This is a genomic window from Bacillus lumedeiriae (genome assembly GCF_044891285.1).
GTDB classification, from domain to species: Bacteria; Bacillota; Bacilli; order Bacillales; family Domibacillaceae; genus Pseudobacillus; species Pseudobacillus lumedeiriae.
Genome location: NZ_JAUIYO010000008.1, coordinates 40,891 through 59,227, shown reverse-complemented (window position 1 = coordinate 59,227; position 18,337 = coordinate 40,891). Strand labels below are relative to the sequence as shown.

Sequence of the window (18,337 nt, the reverse complement as noted above, 5' to 3'; positions counted from 1 at the left end):
TATGAAAGCAAGAAAGCGCGGATGGGGTATCCGCGCTCTTGTTCGTTATTTCATTATAGTGTTATTCCTTTGCTATCTTCCCTCTTCCACGTAAAGACAGGAGGATTTTTCACTTTCATTTCTCGTTTATTCTCCCAGTATTCCTCTTCCTTTCCATTAGAATCACGGTGCTTCACATCGTCGATCAGCCATTGTCTTTGCCGCTTATCATAGAAAAGAGAATAAGTGCTGACAGATCGTAAAGAGTTATCCTCAAATTCTTTCATATCCCTATACTTCACTTTATTATTATACGCAACGAGGGCAGTTACATCAGCCGACCAGCGCCCATTAAAGTAATGGATAGAAAAGTCATCCATATTCACGACGGCGCCTGCATATTGTGCGTGAATTTCATCGATATAATCCTTCACTGTTTTAAACCTTTCCTGCAGCAGAAAAGATCCTTCGAGCATCGTGTCAGTGACATTCGTCAGTTTACTTTTATTAAAACCCGATGTTTGATAAATCGCGATGTCACGGTTAAATCTATCTACAGCCTTCATTATATCTTTTTGAATGCCTTTATTAGAGCCTGCCAGCGAATTTCCATCTACTATAAGACTCACTTCAGGACTGCCCCATACGTCTTTTTCCTCTTTCTTTAGAAACGTGCCGAGTTCATTGATCACTTTAACCTCTAAAGGATATTTACCTGGAAGAACTGGTCCGTACAGATCGGCTTTCTGCTTCTTAGGAGGCTCATCGAACCCACTGATGGAGAGGCTGACCCGGTCCTTTTCATTTTGACCAGTTACCTTTATAACAACCGTCTTCACTTTTAATTTATAGTTCGGGAACACGCCCCACTTCTTGTCGTCTTGCATCAATGTAATTTGCTGGGCAGTCGTTGTATAATCCCTTTCTTTTATTTGTTCTTCAAGACCGGCTTTAATCACATCGAAGCTGCTGTTGTTTGCTTTTAAATAATCGATCATCGCTTGAATAGAAGCCTGATTGACAGCAGCTTGATGATTGTCGGTGACGATTAGCTCTTTCAAGCTGGAAGGGTCGTTTTTCGAAACGGCTTCTTTAAACGTATCTATTACTTTTTCTGGTCCTGCCGCCTGCTTTAGTGCCATATAAGCTCCGCCAAAAACGATCATCAAAATGACTAAAGGAACGATAACCATTAAGCTTTTTTTATTCATTGCTTCCGCTCCTTAATAAGCTGACCCTTTCGCAAATGCTTCTACGAGATAATCAGTGTAAGAATCGGAATGATCCACCGTCCACTTACCGTCGTTCTCCACCATTTTAATTTCCGAACCATTTTGACTGTTTATGACTTCTAAAGATTTAACAATGGCATCAAATTTTGAAAAAGCATATTGCTTTTCTTTCTCTGAATCATACTCACCTGTATTTTCTCGGTACTCTTTTTGATAATTATATAGTTTTTCATAAAGATCTCTTAATGAAACCGTAGAATAGTTCAGCTTCACTACGGCTTTTCCTTCTGCATGTGCAATAGTGTTTGCTTCTATTTTAGCTTTTTCGCTAAGAGCTGCTTTATAGCTGCTATAATACTTTTCAATTTCAGTGTCTGAAATATTTTCTGGTAAGGAAGAGCCTAGTTGTTTTTTAAATGCACTTTTTGCTTCTGCTCCAATTGCCTCTTTATCAGCTGTTACGTATTTTTCATAATTGCTGTTTTCTTTGCCAAAATAAATCGTATCAATGTATGCCATCAATGCTTTCGCTGGATCTTGAAGCTGATCAAAGCTCTTCGCATATTTTGCTGTATCCAGTTCAAGCAAAATTTCATCTGCTTTTTCCCCTGGATCAGACAAACGCGGTGTTACACCGATTTCATACTTTTTGTCTTTTTCAACATTGAAATAGAAGGTCATTGCCTTCACTTTACCGGCTCCAATATCTCCATTTCCTTCATTCTGCAGATCAAGCCCTCTGATGTAGACGCTCTGTTCTGGGTTTAATTGTTCGTCACCATCGTATAGATACACGCCGTTATATGCAGATACATTGATGGAAGACTTAGATGCGTTTTTGACTTTCACCTTAACAGCGAGCAAGCCCGCTTCTTTATCCTGTGCTTCCCCATCATCACCCGCTAGTATGTATTGAGCTTTATCAATGGTTACTTCAGCTATTTTGCTTTTACCGGATTCTCCGCTGGCTTTTTTCGCACCAGATCCGCCGCAAGCAGCTAACACAAGCATGGCGGCCAGGATAAGCGCCAGGATACCTGCCTTCTTATTCATCATTATTTCCCCCTATTTTGAAGAAAAACTCTCTTCTTCTTCCATTTTACTTCCTTCCCTTTCCATGATAGATAATCCTATTAAATTGAACAAGATGGAATATGTGGGTAACTTTTACTGTTTTACAAACGGTTTTATCATTATTTAGGGCCTATTTAACTAAAAACTACCAAGCATCATCTTTCTTTAAAATGATGCACTTGAACTTTTTTCTGATCAATAATTTCCCGCCAATTCAATTGCTGCTTTTAAAATACAGGTTAGATCCTTGTTAAGGACAAACACATAATTTCATAAACTAGTTAGCTGCCTAGCTCTCATTCCATTAAATAGAATATACATAATAACAGGAGAATAAGGGGGGAAGCCGCGGAGAGTTAATTTTCTAAAAAAAGGAAGAATATGATATGAATATTGAAATATGGATCACGATGTTTGTTTTTATCATGACAATGACCATTATCTTCTGGAGACCAGGTGGGTTAAATGAAGCTTGGCCTACCTCCATCGGTGCAGCGATTATTTTACTGACAGGGGCTGTTTCCCAAGCGGATATTGCAGATATCATTAGTAAAATAGGCGGTGCTTCCATAACGATCCTAGCCACCATTGTTATGGCTGTTATCTTAGAAAGCTTTGGTTTCTTTCACTGGTCAGCTGCACGGCTTGCTTATTTAGCTAAAAACTCAGGGTACCGGCTGTACTGGTATATTCAGCTGCTCTGTTTCTTGATGACCCTTTTATTTAATAATGATGGCAGTATCTTAATTACAACACCGATCTTAATCTTACTCTTAAAAAATCTTCGTCTAAAGACTTCTCAGCAGATCCCCTATCTTTTAAGCGGTGCACTGATCGCAACAGCTTCTAGTGCTCCAATCGGCGTAAGTAATATTGTCAATTTAATCGCGTTAAACATCGTTGACATGTCCCTCTACATGCACACGGCGATGATGTTCGTACCAGCCACATCAGGATTATTATTTATGTCCTGCCTCATGTTCATCGTGGTAAAAAAGAAGTTACCGAAAACACTGCCAGCTCCTTTGTATGATATAGAAGATAAATTTTTCCAAAAAAACTTTCATCCTTTAAAAGGAGCGACGCCCGCTGAGTCAAAGTCTAACCGCACAAGGTTTATGCTAAAAGTATTACTGTTTGTGTTTGTCATCCGCTGTCTTCTGTTTGTTGCTTCTTATTTGTCTATTCCGATTGAACTGGTGGCAGTCTTCGGTTCCCTCATTCTCCTCGCGTGGAGATGGTACCATTTGCGCACTAATCCGATAGACATATTGAAAAAAACTCCCTGGCATATTCTGATCTTCGCCTTCTCTATGTATGTCATTATATACGGACTCCATAACGCCGGTCTAACGGCCATGCTAGTAGAAGTATGTCAGCCGATCGTCGATAAGGGATTGTTATCGGCTACATTTATTATGGGGGGACTGGTTTCCCTTCTATCTAACTTCTTTAATAACCACCCTGCATTAATGGTTGGAACGATTACTTTAACTGAAATGCACCTCGACCCCGTTACATTAAAAACCATTTATCTCGCTAATATTATAGGGAGCGATATGGGCTCATTATTATTGCCGATTGGGACACTCGCTTCTCTTATTTGGATGCACATTTTAAGAAAACATAAGATTAAAGTTCAATGGAAAGATTACTTGAACGTATCACTCATCGTAATTCCGCTGACAACCATTGTCACCTTGTTTTTATTGTACTACTGGATACAATGGATCTTCTCTTAAAATGATTTCGTCTATTAATAAGAGAATAAATACCCTAATTAGACAAAGCTGGCTTAAAAAGTCACTAAAAGCTGACTATTTAGGCCGGCTTTTTTTCTATTTCATGATGATTGTTGACAAACGAAAAATACTTTGCACGTTTGTAAAATCTATGTAAATTTTCAAATAACAAATGGAAATACCATAACAAACAAATTATAATTGGTTATAGATTCCGATATCGGTTTTCGTTATAAGTAAATAGTTGGGAGGGAAATCACTTGGAGGAAAAAGTTTTACGCAAACTGTTTCTTGGCTTTATACATATTCATATTTTACACCATGCCAAGGAACATCCGATTTTTGGGTCTTGGATGGTGGAAGAGCTCCGGGAACACGGCTACACAATCAGTCCAGGCACACTTTATCCCATCTTACACACGATGGAACGTGACGGGCTCTTAATTCGGGAAGATCGGCTCGTTGAGGGGAAAATCCGCAAATATTACACGACAACGGATAAAGGAGTGGCGATACTCATCGAAGCACGCAAAAAAGCATATGAGCTATTCAAAGAAATTACAGAAGAGTAGAGAGGAGCATCATACAGTGGTTAAAAGTAATACAAACAGAAGCTTGAACAGATTGTGGGAAGTCTTGCTTGTTTCTACCCGTCTTGGATTCACTTCTTTCGGCGGCCCTGTCGCCCACTTAGGCTATTTTCATGAAGAGTATGTGCGCCAAAGAAAATGGCTCAATGAAAAAGATTATGCAGATTTAGTAGCCCTGTGCCAATTCCTTCCTGGTCCAGCAAGCAGTCAGGTCGGAATTGGCATTGGAGTCATGCGTGCGGGTATACTCGGGGGAATTCTTGCTTTCATCGGCTTTACTCTTCCCTCTGTACTGGCATTAATCATTTTTGCTCTTATTTTGCAAGGTCTGCAAATAGAAGAAGCCGGATGGATTCACGGTTTAAAGCTAGTTGCCGTGGCTGTTGTCGCCCATGCCGTGGCTGGAATGGCCGAGAAACTGGCGCCTGATTTGCCAAGAAAAACAATCGTTTTATCCGCTTTAGCGATCACATTGCTTTTTCAGGAAGCTTTCACACAAGTCATTGTTATTTTAATAGCAGGAATTGCAGGCTATCTTCTATATAAGCAGCAAAACAGCCCGCAAGTCTCGCCACTGTCTTTTCCACTATCACGCGCATTCGGCACCGTCTGTCTGGCACTATTTTTCTCATTGCTGATCGGTCTGCCGCTGTTAAGAGAAACATTTTCGCTGAATTGGCTGGCAATGGTGGACAGCTTTTATCGTGCTGGTGCATTAGTATTTGGCGGAGGACATGTCGTACTGCCTTTACTTGAACGAGAATTTGTTCCAAGCGGCTGGTTAAGTGAAGAACAATTTTTAGCTGGATATGGAGCCGCTCAGGCCGTTCCTGGACCACTTTTCACATTTGCGGCCTATATCGGCGCCGTGATCAGCGGCTGGAAAGGCGGACTGCTGGCTACTTTCGCCATCTTTTTACCAGCTTTCCTGCTTATTTTAGGTACACTGCCTTTTTGGAACACGATCCGCTGCAATCCGCATCTTCAAGGGGCATTAATGGGGGTAAACGCAGCAGTCGTCGGAATTTTGCTTGCTGCTCTGTATCATCCTATTTGGACAAGCTCTGTTTTAGAGCCGATTGATTTTGCCTTTGCAGCCATCCTGTTCAGCATGCTCATGTACTGGAAACTGCCGCCGTGGATAGTCGTGCTGACAGGGGTCGTTGGAGGAATTATACTATCATCTTTTCACCTGTAAAGGATTCATGCTCTCTCTTTAGCAGACCGGATAAAAAATTAAAAAGAATTTTCTTGTTCAGCATTTTGAAGACTTTATTCACAAATCGCACGCACAAAAAAAGGAGAAGCCCCGCATGTGGGATTCTCCTTTTTACTTATGCTCTCTTTTTTCGATTCTTCATTTTCATTAAGCTCTCATAAACAATCGGCACTATCAACAGTGTCAGTAATGTAGAACTTGTTAATCCCCCTATGACAGTGACGCCAAGTCCTTTTGAAATGAGTCCGCTGCCTTCTAGTCCCATGGCAAGCGGAGCAAGTGCTCCAATCGTTGCAATAGCTGTCATGAGAATCGGCCGCAGGCGTGTCCCTCCCGCCTCTAACAGCGCTTCTCTCGTTGATAACCCCTCTTTTTCTTTGTGGATAACACGGTCAACGAGTACAATAGCATTTGTAACGACAATTCCGATTAGCATTAAAGCACCAATCATCGCTGATACACTCAACGTCTCACCTGCAATTAACAAACCGACAAGTCCGCCGATAATTGTAAATGGCAGAGAGAACAGGATCGCAAATGGAGCAAGGCCTCCCCCAAATGTAATCACAAGAATTAAATAAACAATGGCGATCGCTGCAAGCATAGCAAGACCAAGTTGTGTAAACGATTCTTTAATATCTTCCGTTACACCTCCCATGGATATATCCACATTTGCCGGCAGTTTCATATGATCGACTTTACCTTGAACATCAGCAGCTACTTTCGCCACATCTTTAGACGTAATTTCACCGCTCACTTCTGCATAAATGCGGCCGTTTCGGCGGGTAATTGTATCGGATGTGCTGCCCTCTTTTACTTCTGTTACTTCTTCTATCGGCACTTCCATTCCAAGCGGTGATTGAATGGTTTGTTTCGTTAAATCAGTAATCGTTTGATAATCCTTTTTCTCTGACTCGACATAAACGTTGATTTCTTTGCCGCCTTCTTTAACAGTCGTTAACACTTGATTTTGCCCTGCCCCTGCCAGATTCATACCGAGCTGGGCGGCAGTTAAACCAAGCTTGCTCAACTTTTCCTGATTAACAGCCAGCGTATATTCATCATACGTATCAGACAAGCTTGTTTTTACATTCGACATGTTCTTGTTTTCTTGCAAAATATCTTCTAGTTGTTCAACGACAGGCTGGATGTCCTCTGCCTTTTCACCATACACGAGCAGTGAAAGAGAATTGCTTCCTCCCATACCTGAGAAGTCCTGGCTCGCCCATTCTCCTTTAGATGTTAACTTCTGCAAATCATGAATTACTTTTTCTTTCTCTTTATCAAACTCTTTCGTATCTGCATCGTACTCAATGAAAAACATGGCTGATCTGGAGTCACCCGGGTTCATGGGATTTTCTCCACCCGCTGAAAATTGATACGTCTTTACATCGTCACGTTCTTTTAATAACTTCTCGGCTCTTCCTGCAATTTCTTCTACCTCATCCAAGGTCTGCCCTGGCTCCGGCTTATACGTTGCCACAACCATTTTTTCCTCGTCAGATGGCAGGAAGCTCACACCGATCACTGGCACAAGCGCAAGACTGCCTACTAAAAGCAAAATCGCAAGCATTGAAGTCATCACTTTATGGTCCAGTGACCAATTCAGTATTTTTTTGTAGGCCCCGGCTAATCTCCCAGACTCCTTTTCTTTATGATGAGAACGATTCAACAGCTCTTTGTTAAATAATGAGTGAGCCATCATCGGTACAATCGTAATCGCAATCAATAATGATGCAAGCAAGGCGAAGACGATCGTTAAAGCAAATGGCAAAAACATTTCACCAACCGGCCCTTTCACGAGTCCGAGTGGCAAAAAGACCGCAATCGTGACAATCGTTGAAGAAGCGATAGGTACAAACATCTGCTTTGTTGCAGCTGTGATCAATTCTTTGCCGCTTAGCTTTTCATCTTTTAAAGACATGCGGCGGAAAATATTTTCGATCACAACGATGGAATCATCAATAACCCGGCCAATAGCTACCGTCATCGCCCCGAGCGTCATCATATTCAGTGTAATATCCATCTGTTTTAATAATAAAAGCGCAATTAACAGTGAAAGCGGAATAGAAATGACCGAAATAACAGTCGTACGGAAATTACGCAGAAATAGAAAGATAATAATTACAGCAAAGACAGCTCCGAAAATTGCCTTGCTTAACATCGTTTCCACTGATTCTTCAATCGGCTTACCTTGGTCAAAAATCGGTGTTACCTTTAATCCGTCTATCTCTTTTTCCAAGTCACCCATTTTTTCCTTGACTGCATTGACAACATCGACCGTGTTCGCATCCGCCGCTTTGACAATTTGCATACCGATAGATGTTTCTCCGTTCGTTCTAGAGATCGAATCAGCCTTACCGATTCGTTCTACCTTAGCAATGTCCTGCAGCTCTACTACAGGGATAGCCGCGTCAGCTGGTCCGCCCTGAAGCTGCGGCTGCCCGCCCCCAGTTGACATAATTGGAATTTTCATTGATTTCAAGTCTTTAAGACTAGAAATATTGCCATCAATAACAACCGACTTCTCAGTGTCTTTAAATGTATAGAGGCCGAGCGGCATTGTGACGCTTGAACCTTTAATGATACTTTTTACTGTCTCTTCATCAAGTCCATACTTTTTCATTTTCTCAGCGTCAAATTTAATATCAGCCTCTTCCACTTGACGGCCTGAAATTTGAGCAGAAGAAACCCCTTCAATTCCCTCAATTTCTGGCAGAATCTCGTCTTCTACTGTCTTAGTCAGCTCCGCCAACGATTGTTTCTTATTGGAAATGCTTAATGACATGACCGGAAAGGCGTTTAAACTAAGGCGGGAGATATCTGGATCTTTTACTCCCTCCGGAAATTCCATCTTACTCAATTCTTCAGATACTTCATTTTGTGCTTTTTCCATATCTTTATCGAAATTATATTCGATCTGCACAGAAGAAGCATTTTGGAAAGAAGATGAACTTACATTCGTTACTCCTTCTAAATTCTTTACCCTTTTCTCAATCGGCTCCGAAATTTTTTCGGCTACTTGTTCCGGCGTAGCACCGGGATAGATAGTCGTCACGGAAACGAGCGGCGTATTAATATCCGGAATTGTTTCCATCTTCATATTCATTCCGGCATACAGCCCAGATACAGCAACGATAATCGTCATCAGCCAAACCGCAAACTTGTTCTTTAACGAAAATTGAATGAGTTTCTGCATGGTGTTTCTCCTTTTATTATTTAATTGACTGTGTACTTCCCCCTGCTATATACTTTGACTACTCAAATTTAACTGACCGGTCAGTCATAAGTCAATTTTTTTATAGCTTTTTGAAAAAAGTTTCACAAAATCGGAAAAACAGGCATAATGACTGTAAACAATAATGAAAGAGTGAGGGCATTGAAGGAGAAAGAAATATTAATTATTGAGACGGCTATTAAGCTCTTTGCTCTAAAGGGATTTGCTTCGACTTCCATTCAAGAAATAGCGGATGAAGCTGGCATCTCTAAAGGAGCTTTTTATTTATACTTTAAATCAAAGGACGCACTGCTATATGCCATCCTTCAATATTACTTCGACATTATTCAAAACAGGCTATCCATGTATGAAGAACAGAATATAGCCCCGAGAGAAAAATTCACACGCCAATTAAAAGGATTAATTGAAACATTAAGTGAACATAAAGAATTTATTATTATGCAGGCACGGGAACAGGCAATTCCTTTAAATGATTCCGTAAAAGAGCTGATCTTTCGCATGCATATGGAATCACAAAGTTTTTACCGAAATGGCTTGCTTTCCATTTATGGTGAAAAGGCAGAACCGTTTATTTGGGATCTGGCAATGATGCTGGATGGTATCTTTCACTCCTACATGAAAATTGTTCTTTCTGATGAAGGGTGTTTGAATTCTAGGGAGCTTGCCGAATATATCATGAGAAGGATGGACAGCTTAACAACGGGCTTTTCAAACGATGCTCCCTTTCTTTCTGCACAAAAAGCGGCAGATTTGTTAAACAAGACGAAAGCCATGTTTATGCAAGGCCGCAAGAATATCCATACAACTTTGAATGAAATGAAAAAAGAACTGGAGCATATGAAAGACAAGAACGATCTGGATGTGTCATTGGAAGTGCTGATTGCAGAAGCAGGAAAAGAAAATCCCCGCATTCCTGTCATTCAGGGCATGCTTTCAAACTTTAAAGGATATAAAGCATTCGATCAGTTTCGCAGCGATATTGCTAAGTTCTATCGTTTTGAAATATAAGCAAGATATATTATTGTAAGTTTTTCCAGCAGTGACGCCTTATTCACAAATCTCTTTTAAATATTCCTCTGTAACAAGTGCACTCATTTCTCATTGTTTAAAGAAAGTGGAAATTGGGTACGATATTGCCGAAGGAGGAATGAAATGAGAAAACTTAGTTTTTTTCTTGTAGTTATGGCATTTATGTTAGTTGTGGCAGCTGGCTGTGGCTCTAAAAATGCGGATCAGACTTCGACTAATACAGAGCAGACGAAGGAACAAGTTGTTACTAAAGAAGAAACGGATACAGAAGAACCGACAGTAGATTTACCGACTGGTCTTGATGATGTGTCTGCTTCTTTAAAGCAATTACAAACGAACGTGGAAACAGCTCCAGATAAAGTAGATCAATTAAAAATAGCTGGTGAAGATGTCGACGATAAGTGGGATGCGATTGAAGATCAAATCGAAGCGAATTATCCAGATGATTACAAAAACATCGAAGACAGCCTTTATCCTCTTATTGACGAAACAGAAAAAGCGCAGCCCGATGCAGAAAAAATGAAAACGCTCATTACCGACACGACTAAAAAAATTAATGACTTTAAAGAAAAAGTGTCATCCGGTTCTTAAATCATTCACTACCATGCAAATAGAGGAGGCTAGGTCAGCCTCCTCTATTTGCTGATTATCCGCTTTCCTCTTTTTTTAAAAAGTTCATTAACATCCATCCAAACTTTTTAGGGGAAAACCCTGTATGTTTTTGTTTTTCATATTGTTCCTTAACGAAGTCTAAAAACTTAGGGGGAATTTTCTTCGAAGCTATTAGTGGATAGTAAAGCTTATAGCCCTCTTTTAAATAAGTCCACCGTTCATCGTTTCCAGGTTTTACATACTCTGAAACGTCAATTAATTTAATGGAGCCATCTTGTAAAATAATATTCTTTAAATGGATGTCCCGCGGATTTAACCCTGCACGGCGTGCCTCGTCTACTGCTTTATCTACTTGTTCTATCGCTTCTGGAGGGATATACGTTCCTGTGATCAGACAATCATACAAATTCATTCCCTCTTCAAAACTAATCACAATAAACCGTCCGCCGGATCCATAAAAAACAGGATAATAGGGAGAGCCATTAAGCTTCTCATACGCTTGTATTTCTTTATCTCGTTTTTGCTCCCTTCCCTCCGCATACACTTTAAACGCATAGCGTATACTGGCAAAGTGAACAAACACGGCGGCATCGGTTCCGATCCCTATACATTGCAGTCCGCTAGGCACGGGCCCAATCTTTACTGGTACGTTTCCTTTTCCTGCTTTTACCTCGAGTGCATCTAATAATGGTATAGCATCTTTCCAATGAAATTCCTTCACGTGATTGCATCCTCCACTCTTCACAAAAAAGAACCATCTTAAACACGTGTCCTTTTTCGCTAGAATCTGCTTTTATTCTTGTGTATGTTCTTTTTATCATAGGATGAACTGTTCACCATCGTTCTCTAACAGCCGGTTTCTTTAAGTATATGCGGCAATCGTTTTTTACTATCACGTAATCGTTTGATTTTAATTATACTTTCACAGTGCCCTAATCATACGAACAGGAAAGATAAAAAGTTTCGTAAAATAGAAAAAAACCTCATAAAAACCCCCTGCGGCCGATAAGTGGGGGCCAAAGGGGGCTCATTCTGCTAATCTAAAAACCTTTATTCTACGAACTTAGCTTTTTTCTGCTGTTCTTCTGTTAATTTGACTCCGAGCAAATCAGCTGTTTTCTTGTTAATCATTAAATCTAGCTTATCAGGAAGACCGACTGGTATGTCGCCTGGCTTTTTACCTTCCAGAATTTCAACAGCCATTTTCCCTGTTGAATAACCAAAGTCATAATACTCAAACCCGTAAGTGGCAAATGCTCCCCGCTTCACAGAATCGCCATCTCCGGTAAACAGAGGCAGCTTGTTCGTATTCGCTACGGCAAGGACTGATTCAAGAGCCGAAACGACTGTGTTATCTTTCGGAACATAAAGCGCGTCGACTCTTCCAATAAGTGTTTCTGTCGCTTGCTTTACTTCTGAACTAGTAGAAACCGTTGACTCTACAGCTTCTAATCCATTTTCCTTCATTGCTTCTTTCACTTTATCGACGTTAACGACTGAGTTTGGTTCTCCCGCATTATAAATAACTCCTACTTTTTTCGCATCTGGGAAAAACTCTTTTATTGAGGCAATAGTATTTTTTATTGCATCTGGGTGCGTGTCAGACATGCCTGTCACGTTGCCGCCCGGATGATCCATATTTGACACAAGCTTAGCACTAACAGGATCTGTAATACCTGTAAATACAATTGGAATTTCTTTCGTTGCCTGAACGACAGCTTGAGCGCTTGGTGTAGCAATAGCTAAAATTAAATCATTTTCATCATTTACGAGTTTTTGCGCAATCGTCATATTATTATTAACATCTGCCTGTGCGTTCTGATAATCCAATGTTAAATTCTTTCCGTCTTCATAACCAGCATCTTTCAATGCAGCAATAAACCCTTCTCTTATTTTATCTAAAGACGGATGCTCAACCAGCTGGGTAATCCCTACTTTTACCGTTTCCTTGTCTTCTTTATTGCCGCCTTCAGACTCTCCACCGCTATCCTTATTACTAGAACCGCAGGCAGTGAGCATAAGCAGCAAGCCGATCATCACGGCTGCCATCCATTTTTTCACTTCTTTCCCTCCTAGGTGCCTTGTCGCTTTGTTTTCTCTATTTTGTAAATATTCTATCCATTCTGATAGTAACATGCCTTTATAGGTGGAAACAATAAATAATTTACTGCCTATTCGAGCAACAACGGATCACAAAGGTAACATACTGCCCATTTTTCGCCTTTTTATTAAGAATGATTGGGTGAATCAACACCTTTCCTTCCTAGAAGACATATAAATACAGAGAAAGTAAAAGTTCTATTTGGGAGGAGTAAAGCAAGTGAATAAAGAAGTAATAGGCTCTTTATTAGGCAAGGTAGTAAAAGTTAACCGTGGGGGTCATGATTCAAGGGTCGGAATACTATTAGCGGTAGAGGATGATTACTTTGTTTTACTCACAGAAGAGGATGGCGTCCTTTACTATAACAGTCAACATGTAAAAAGCTTAACGGATAACACAAAGGGTGGACTCCAATTCAACCTTGGTATACCTGAAGGTTTTACTTATGCCAAAGGTACGTCATTCAGTGAGATGATGAAGAACTTGAAATATCATTGGATCTCGATTAACCGCGGAGGCCACGAGAAATACGAAGGCGTACTAGACGAGGTTAACGATAATTATATCACAATGATTATTAATGAAGAGATTATTCGGATCGCTGCGTTTCATATCCGTAATCTTAGTTACGGGCTAATGGTTGAAGAAGTTGAGGAAGAAAGTAACTCGAATGATAATACGTCGAACAGCTCTAGTTCGAGTACTTATAGAGCGATTTACTACTACTCCAATAATAAGTCGAGCAGTGACAGCAATAACGCAAATAGCTCTAAGTCAAGCAGCAATAAATGAGAAAGAACAGCAAGCAAGGGCTAACAACATAGTCGTATTCATTTTTCCTACAACAAAGTCACCTTTAAATAAAGATATGGGAGGGAAAAGAAAAGTGAATAAAGAAACAATGAGTTCTTTGATAGGTAAAGTCATAAAGATTAACCGTGGAGGCCACGATTCAAGAGTTGGCATACTATTGGCAGTGGAAGAGGACTACTTTGTTTTGCTCACGGAAGAAGACGGCGTGCTTTACTATAAAAACCATCATGTAAAAAGTTTAACGGATAACACAAAAGGCGGACTCCCATTCAACCTTGGCATACCTGAAGGATTTACTTATGCCAAAGGTAAAACCTTCAGTGAGATGATGAAAGACTTGAAATATAGCTGGGTAACGATTAACCGTGGGGGCCATGAAAAATACGAAGGTGTACTGGAAGCGGTTAACGATGATTATGTCACAATGGTTATTAACGAAGAGATTATCCGGATCGCCTCGTTTCATATTCGTAATCTTAGCTACGGACTAATGGTTGAAGCGGTGGAACAAAACAGCACTTCGACTAGTGATACATCTAGTAGTTCTAGTAGTTCTAGCTCAAGCAGTGCTAAGGCAAGCAGCTCCAGTTCAAGCAGCGCTAAGGCAAGCAGTGCCGAGTCAACTAGCCAGAAGCAGGATGACACGGTAAACAACAGATAATAACAGTCTTATTTCCCTTATAGCGGGACCGCTTCTGAATAAATATAATAAGATTCATGCTTATTCCATACTCTTTTCCATTCATTGGAGGCGGTCCTTATTCTAAAAAACTAGTCCTATGAAGGGAGGATTAGACATGTCGAGCTCTTACTTTTCTAACGCACTTACATCGCTTATTGGATATTCAATAGGCATTTTTTCAAATGACGGTACGTTAATCAAGGGCCGTTTAATTGCTGTTAAAAAGGATTTTCTTATTTTACAAAAAGAGAATAATAAATTCTTTTATTATCACCTTGATCAAATTAAATCAATTGCTAAAAATACAAAAGATTTGAACAATCAAACGGTAAATGATGACTATTTACAAGCAGAAAAAATGCATGATATTCTCCTGCAATGTGAGCGCGGCTGGGTCACTATTAACTGTCATAATGATCAGATTGTAACTGGCTTTTTAAGTAAGGTATTTGACGATCATATTATTTTAATTAGCGGTGAAGACAAGGTCATTATGCAAAACTCTTACATTAATAATATTTTCCCTGGATTTTATGAACCAATTGAATTAAATCCAAATTATGATGCAAGTGAACATGAACAATCTTTAAATAACGAAACAGATGATGATCAGCCATTAAAGTTAGAAGAAAACAGTGAATCACCTCAACCGGCTTTAAACAATGAAAACCAGCCGGAGGCCGAGTCTGATGTTTCCCTCCCTTCTATTCAAAGTGAGATGACTGCTGCACCGCTTCCTTTTGAAGATGGGCTAAAAGAAGATGACACGACCGAACCGATTGTTAAACAAAACGAAGTGGAGTTTGTTGAATACTCTTCATTAAACGAAACAGATGATGACCAGTCATTAAAGTTAGAAGAAAACAGTGAATCACCTCAACCGGTTTTAAACAATGAAAACCAGCCGGAGAACGGTGCTGACGTTCCTCTCCCTTCTATTCAAAGTGAGACGGTTGCTGCACCGCTTCCTTTTGAAGATGGGCTAAAAGAAGATGACACGACCGAACCGATTGTTAAACAAAACGAAGTGGAGTTTGTTGAATACTCTTCATTAAACGAAACAGACGATGATCAGCCTTTATACGACAACGAAACGTTAGAAGAAGAGCGTGATGCATACTCGCCGGTTTTAAACGATGAAGACCAGCCGGAGGCCGAGGCTGACGTTCCTCTCCCTTCTATTCAAAGTGAGACGGTTGCTGCACCGCTTCCTTTTGAAGATGGGCCAAAAGAAGATGACACGACCGAACCGATTGTTAAACAAAACGAAGTGGAGTTTGTTGAATACTCTCCTTTGAACAACTTTGAAGAAAAACAGTTAACGGGTGAAAAAACATCCGAGTCCGAACCAATAGACTACATCTCTTTTGTCCAAAAAATGCAGTTACATTTATCTTCCCGTAAAAAAAGCCAAGCTGATTTTAACAAACAAACGAATCAATATTCTCTCCCCAATCATTCTTATCCTGAAAAAAAGAGAATCAGCAGAAAAATAAAAATCCACAAGAACGAAATCAAAAAGACGCATATAGAAGAACAACCGGCCAGCTGTCAGCATTCTTTTCAGCCACCTGTCCATCATATAGAGAATGAAAAGCCAAGGTTAACTCATGAGGAACAAGACAAGATGCTTGAATCTCAATATTACGCACTAATGAAACACGCTGAAAGAAATTACCTGCGTTTGAAAAGAAAAAGAATCAATCGAACAAAACAAGGGAAGGAGGAGCATATATGGTGATGACGCTTTTTTACTTGGTCACAGGAGGCTTGTTTTACTTTTTATTTATTAAACCTCCTTTCCAGAAGGCGCATGTGGAGAAAGAAGAAACACTTATCTATAAAGAAACTGGCTTACTAAAAAAGATCGGCAAGTTAAAGAAAAAGCCGGCGAAATCGAATGCTTGATTCTCATTTCTTATTCATGTGTATCACTTTTTTTGTAGTTATGATTATGTTACGGCGGCCCTTAGGAATCATCGAAATTATTTCTTCTTCGATGGGGGCTGCTATTGTTTTACTATTAGGCATCGTTCCGCTATCCGATCTTATCCATGTATTTGATGTAGTAAGAGGAGCCACGCTAACTATTTTATCAACAACCATCATGGCGCTTGTGTTAGATAGCATCGGATTTTTTAAATGGATTGCTTTTAATATCATTATTCGGTCAAAGCGTTCCGGAAAGCTTCTGTTTATATATATTCTTCTTCTTTGTTTTTTGATGACGATGTTTTTTAATGATGAGAGCAGCATCCTTATTACTACCCCAATCATTATTTATATTATGAAGCTTTTAAAGATGAAACAGCGGCAAGCTTTTCCTTACTTTATTTCCGGCGCTTTAATAGCTATTACAGCAAGCTCACCGATCGCCGTCAGCAGCATTTCTAATCTTATCTCTCTAAAAATAATCGGGTTCAGCTTAAATAGCTATATAGAAATGATGTTTGTTCCTTCTTTATTAGGAATTGTACTTATTGCTTTTCTACTTTATATCTATTTCAAAAAAGATATACCCAATAGGACACCTTTTCTTCATTTAAAGTGGCATTATACATCCCATGCTATTATATTGGATCATCCTTTAAAACGAGAGTCAGCGGATGAAAAAATTGACTGGCCGCTGTTTAAATCCTGTATATGGATTGTGATTTTGACAAGGATCGGCTTCTTTACTTTATCTCCTTTCGGTGTTCCTCTTGAATGGATCGGATTAAGCGGAGCCCTTTTGCTTCTTCTTATTAGGTGGCACCGAACAAAAATGGGAATGCTCGATGTGTTCAAGAAAATACCTTGGCATATATTGCTTTTTGCTTTTAATGTGTACGTGCTTGTCTATGGATTAAAGAACGTTGGATTGACTCATCTCATCGCGTGGCATTTAGAAGCATTTGTTACAGACCATTCCTTTCATATTAGTATGGTCATAGGACTGTTCTTTACCTTACTTTCTAACACAGTGAATAGCCTGCCAGCTGTCATGATTGGATCATTATCCATTACTGAAATGGGCATGGACCAGCAAACGATACAATTCACCTACTTGACGAGTATGATTGGTATGAATATTGGTGCACTGCTAACTCCTATCGGCGCATTGTCCACTTTGCTATGGATGTTCTTATTAAAGAAACACTCCGTAAACATTACTTGGGGACAATACATGAAAGTAACATTCGTTATCATCCCTATCGGTCTGTTTACTAGTCTGTTTTTTCTTTACATTTGGAATACCTTTCTTTTTTAGACATTGAAGGAGGATTTACATTGCTCAAACAAATGAAAGATTACATCGGGGAACCTGTCCACTTAGAACTGGTTGGGAAAAAAGACGTGATTGGAGTATTGATTGAAGCTGGCAGTGATGTTGTCGTTGTTTTTAATGAACAGGAGTTTTATTACGTTCCTCTCGCTCATGTATGGAAAGTGAAAGTTTTAACGAAAGAAGAAGCAGAGGACATCATCTTCCCTGATTCACTAACAGACCCTCCTATTATTAAAAAGTTATCATTATTAGAAGTACTTTTTACATCTAAAGGAATGTTTGTTGAATTGAACGCTACCGCTGGCCAGCCTTTTCACGGGTACATTACAAATATCTTTGACGATTATCTCATCCTATTCTCTCCTATTTATCAGACAATTCTTATTCCGTTTCGCCACGTTAAATGGCTTATTCCGTACCCATCATCCGCTCAGCCATATGGATTTAAAAATTCCATGTATCCGAGTTCTTTATTAACTACTAAAAATTATGCCCTTACCCTTGATGAACAACTAAAAAACAAGATAGGCACATTTATCACTTGTAACGTTGGTGAAAAAGAAAGCATAAGCGGCAAATTACTTCAAAAAGAATCACCTTTTATCGATTTGCTGACGGTGAAAGAGCAAGCTATTCGTATCAATATCGACCATATTAAAACGATCGTTTTCACATAATCTTTTCTTATAATTAATGAAAAGCCGGCAATAAACTGGTGACTCCGTTTTTGCCGGCTTTTTCGGTCCAAAATAAGAAAA

General features: G+C 39.7%; 16 protein-coding genes. 11 read left to right on the top strand and 5 right to left on the bottom strand.

The window, feature by feature from the left end:
- Positions 1 to 53: 53 nt before the first annotated feature.
- The gene (locus tag QYG89_RS11350; protein ID WP_404317325.1) at positions 54 to 1,190 is read right to left on the bottom strand and encodes a TcaA second domain-containing protein; all 1,137 of its coding nucleotides are present in this window, start codon (positions 1,188 to 1,190) and stop codon (positions 54 to 56) included.
- A gap of 12 nt (positions 1,191 to 1,202) precedes the next feature.
- Entirely contained in the window at positions 1,203 to 2,267 is a 1,065-nt protein-coding gene (locus tag QYG89_RS11345; RefSeq protein ID WP_404317323.1) for a DUF5105 domain-containing protein, read from the bottom strand.
- Between the two features lie 404 nt (positions 2,268 to 2,671).
- Here QYG89_RS11345 and QYG89_RS11340 point away from each other — a divergent pair, with 404 nt between their 5' ends.
- The 3 genes from QYG89_RS11340 (at position 2,672) to QYG89_RS11330 (ending at position 5,815) form a co-directional block, all read left to right on the top strand.
- On the top strand, positions 2,672 to 4,027 hold the full coding sequence (locus QYG89_RS11340) for an arsenic transporter (RefSeq protein WP_404317321.1): 1,356 nt from the start codon (positions 2,672 to 2,674) through the stop codon (positions 4,025 to 4,027).
- Between the two features lie 260 nt (positions 4,028 to 4,287).
- Positions 4,288 to 4,599: a PadR family transcriptional regulator gene (locus QYG89_RS11335; RefSeq protein ID WP_404317319.1), complete on the top strand. Its 312-nt coding sequence runs from the start codon at positions 4,288 to 4,290 to the stop codon at positions 4,597 to 4,599.
- 16 nt (positions 4,600 to 4,615) lie between these two features.
- Positions 4,616 to 5,815 (top strand): chromate transporter, encoded by a 1,200-nt coding sequence (locus QYG89_RS11330; RefSeq protein ID WP_404317317.1) that lies wholly within the window; start codon positions 4,616 to 4,618, stop codon positions 5,813 to 5,815.
- 136 nt (positions 5,816 to 5,951) lie between these two features.
- On the opposite strand, the gene QYG89_RS11325 is transcribed toward QYG89_RS11330, so the two are convergent.
- Positions 5,952 to 9,035: an efflux RND transporter permease subunit gene (locus QYG89_RS11325; RefSeq protein ID WP_404317315.1), complete on the bottom strand. Its 3,084-nt coding sequence runs from the start codon at positions 9,033 to 9,035 to the stop codon at positions 5,952 to 5,954.
- Between the two features lie 171 nt (positions 9,036 to 9,206).
- Between QYG89_RS11325 and QYG89_RS11320 the strand changes: the two genes are divergently transcribed.
- Together QYG89_RS11320 and QYG89_RS11315 are read left to right on the top strand one after the other, a co-directional pair.
- Positions 9,207 to 10,082, top strand: a complete 876-nt coding sequence (locus QYG89_RS11320; protein ID WP_404317488.1) for a TetR/AcrR family transcriptional regulator — start codon at positions 9,207 to 9,209, stop codon at positions 10,080 to 10,082.
- Positions 10,083 to 10,226: 144 nt separating this feature from the next.
- Positions 10,227 to 10,694, top strand: coding sequence for a hypothetical protein (locus QYG89_RS11315; RefSeq protein ID WP_404317313.1), 468 nt, complete (start codon positions 10,227 to 10,229; stop codon positions 10,692 to 10,694).
- Positions 10,695 to 10,749: 55 nt separating this feature from the next.
- On the opposite strand, the gene QYG89_RS11310 is transcribed toward QYG89_RS11315, so the two are convergent.
- Together QYG89_RS11310 and QYG89_RS11305 are read right to left on the bottom strand one after the other, a co-directional pair.
- Positions 10,750 to 11,436 (bottom strand): serine/threonine protein kinase, encoded by a 687-nt coding sequence (locus QYG89_RS11310; RefSeq protein ID WP_404317311.1) that lies wholly within the window; start codon positions 11,434 to 11,436, stop codon positions 10,750 to 10,752.
- Positions 11,437 to 11,765: 329 nt separating this feature from the next.
- Positions 11,766 to 12,776, bottom strand: a complete 1,011-nt coding sequence (locus tag QYG89_RS11305) for an ABC transporter substrate-binding protein (protein WP_404317310.1) — start codon at positions 12,774 to 12,776, stop codon at positions 11,766 to 11,768.
- Positions 12,777 to 13,017: 241 nt separating this feature from the next.
- Between QYG89_RS11305 and QYG89_RS11300 the strand changes: the two genes are divergently transcribed.
- From QYG89_RS11300 to QYG89_RS11275, 6 genes are all read left to right on the top strand, one after another.
- Positions 13,018 to 13,608, top strand: a complete 591-nt coding sequence (locus tag QYG89_RS11300; RefSeq protein WP_404317308.1) for a hypothetical protein — start codon at positions 13,018 to 13,020, stop codon at positions 13,606 to 13,608.
- Entirely contained in the window at positions 13,562 to 14,290 is a 729-nt protein-coding gene (locus tag QYG89_RS11295) for a hypothetical protein (RefSeq protein ID WP_404317306.1), read from the top strand. Before QYG89_RS11300 ends, QYG89_RS11295 begins: the two co-directional genes overlap by 47 nt.
- A gap of 136 nt (positions 14,291 to 14,426) precedes the next feature.
- On the top strand, positions 14,427 to 16,052 hold the full coding sequence (locus QYG89_RS11290) for a DUF2642 domain-containing protein (RefSeq protein WP_404317305.1): 1,626 nt from the start codon (positions 14,427 to 14,429) through the stop codon (positions 16,050 to 16,052).
- A complete protein-coding gene (locus tag QYG89_RS11285) occupies positions 16,046 to 16,219 on the top strand; it encodes a hypothetical protein (RefSeq protein ID WP_404317303.1) in 174 nt (57 codons plus the stop codon). Before QYG89_RS11290 ends, QYG89_RS11285 begins: the two co-directional genes overlap by 7 nt.
- Positions 16,212 to 17,561 carry an ArsB/NhaD family transporter gene (locus QYG89_RS11280; protein WP_404317301.1) on the top strand — a complete coding sequence of 450 codons (1,350 nt, stop codon included), beginning with the start codon at positions 16,212 to 16,214 and terminating at the stop codon, positions 17,559 to 17,561. Before QYG89_RS11285 ends, QYG89_RS11280 begins: the two co-directional genes overlap by 8 nt.
- A 20-nt stretch (positions 17,562 to 17,581) precedes the next feature.
- Positions 17,582 to 18,256: a hypothetical protein gene (locus QYG89_RS11275; RefSeq protein WP_404317299.1), complete on the top strand. Its 675-nt coding sequence runs from the start codon at positions 17,582 to 17,584 to the stop codon at positions 18,254 to 18,256.
- Positions 18,257 to 18,337 lie beyond the last annotated feature (81 nt).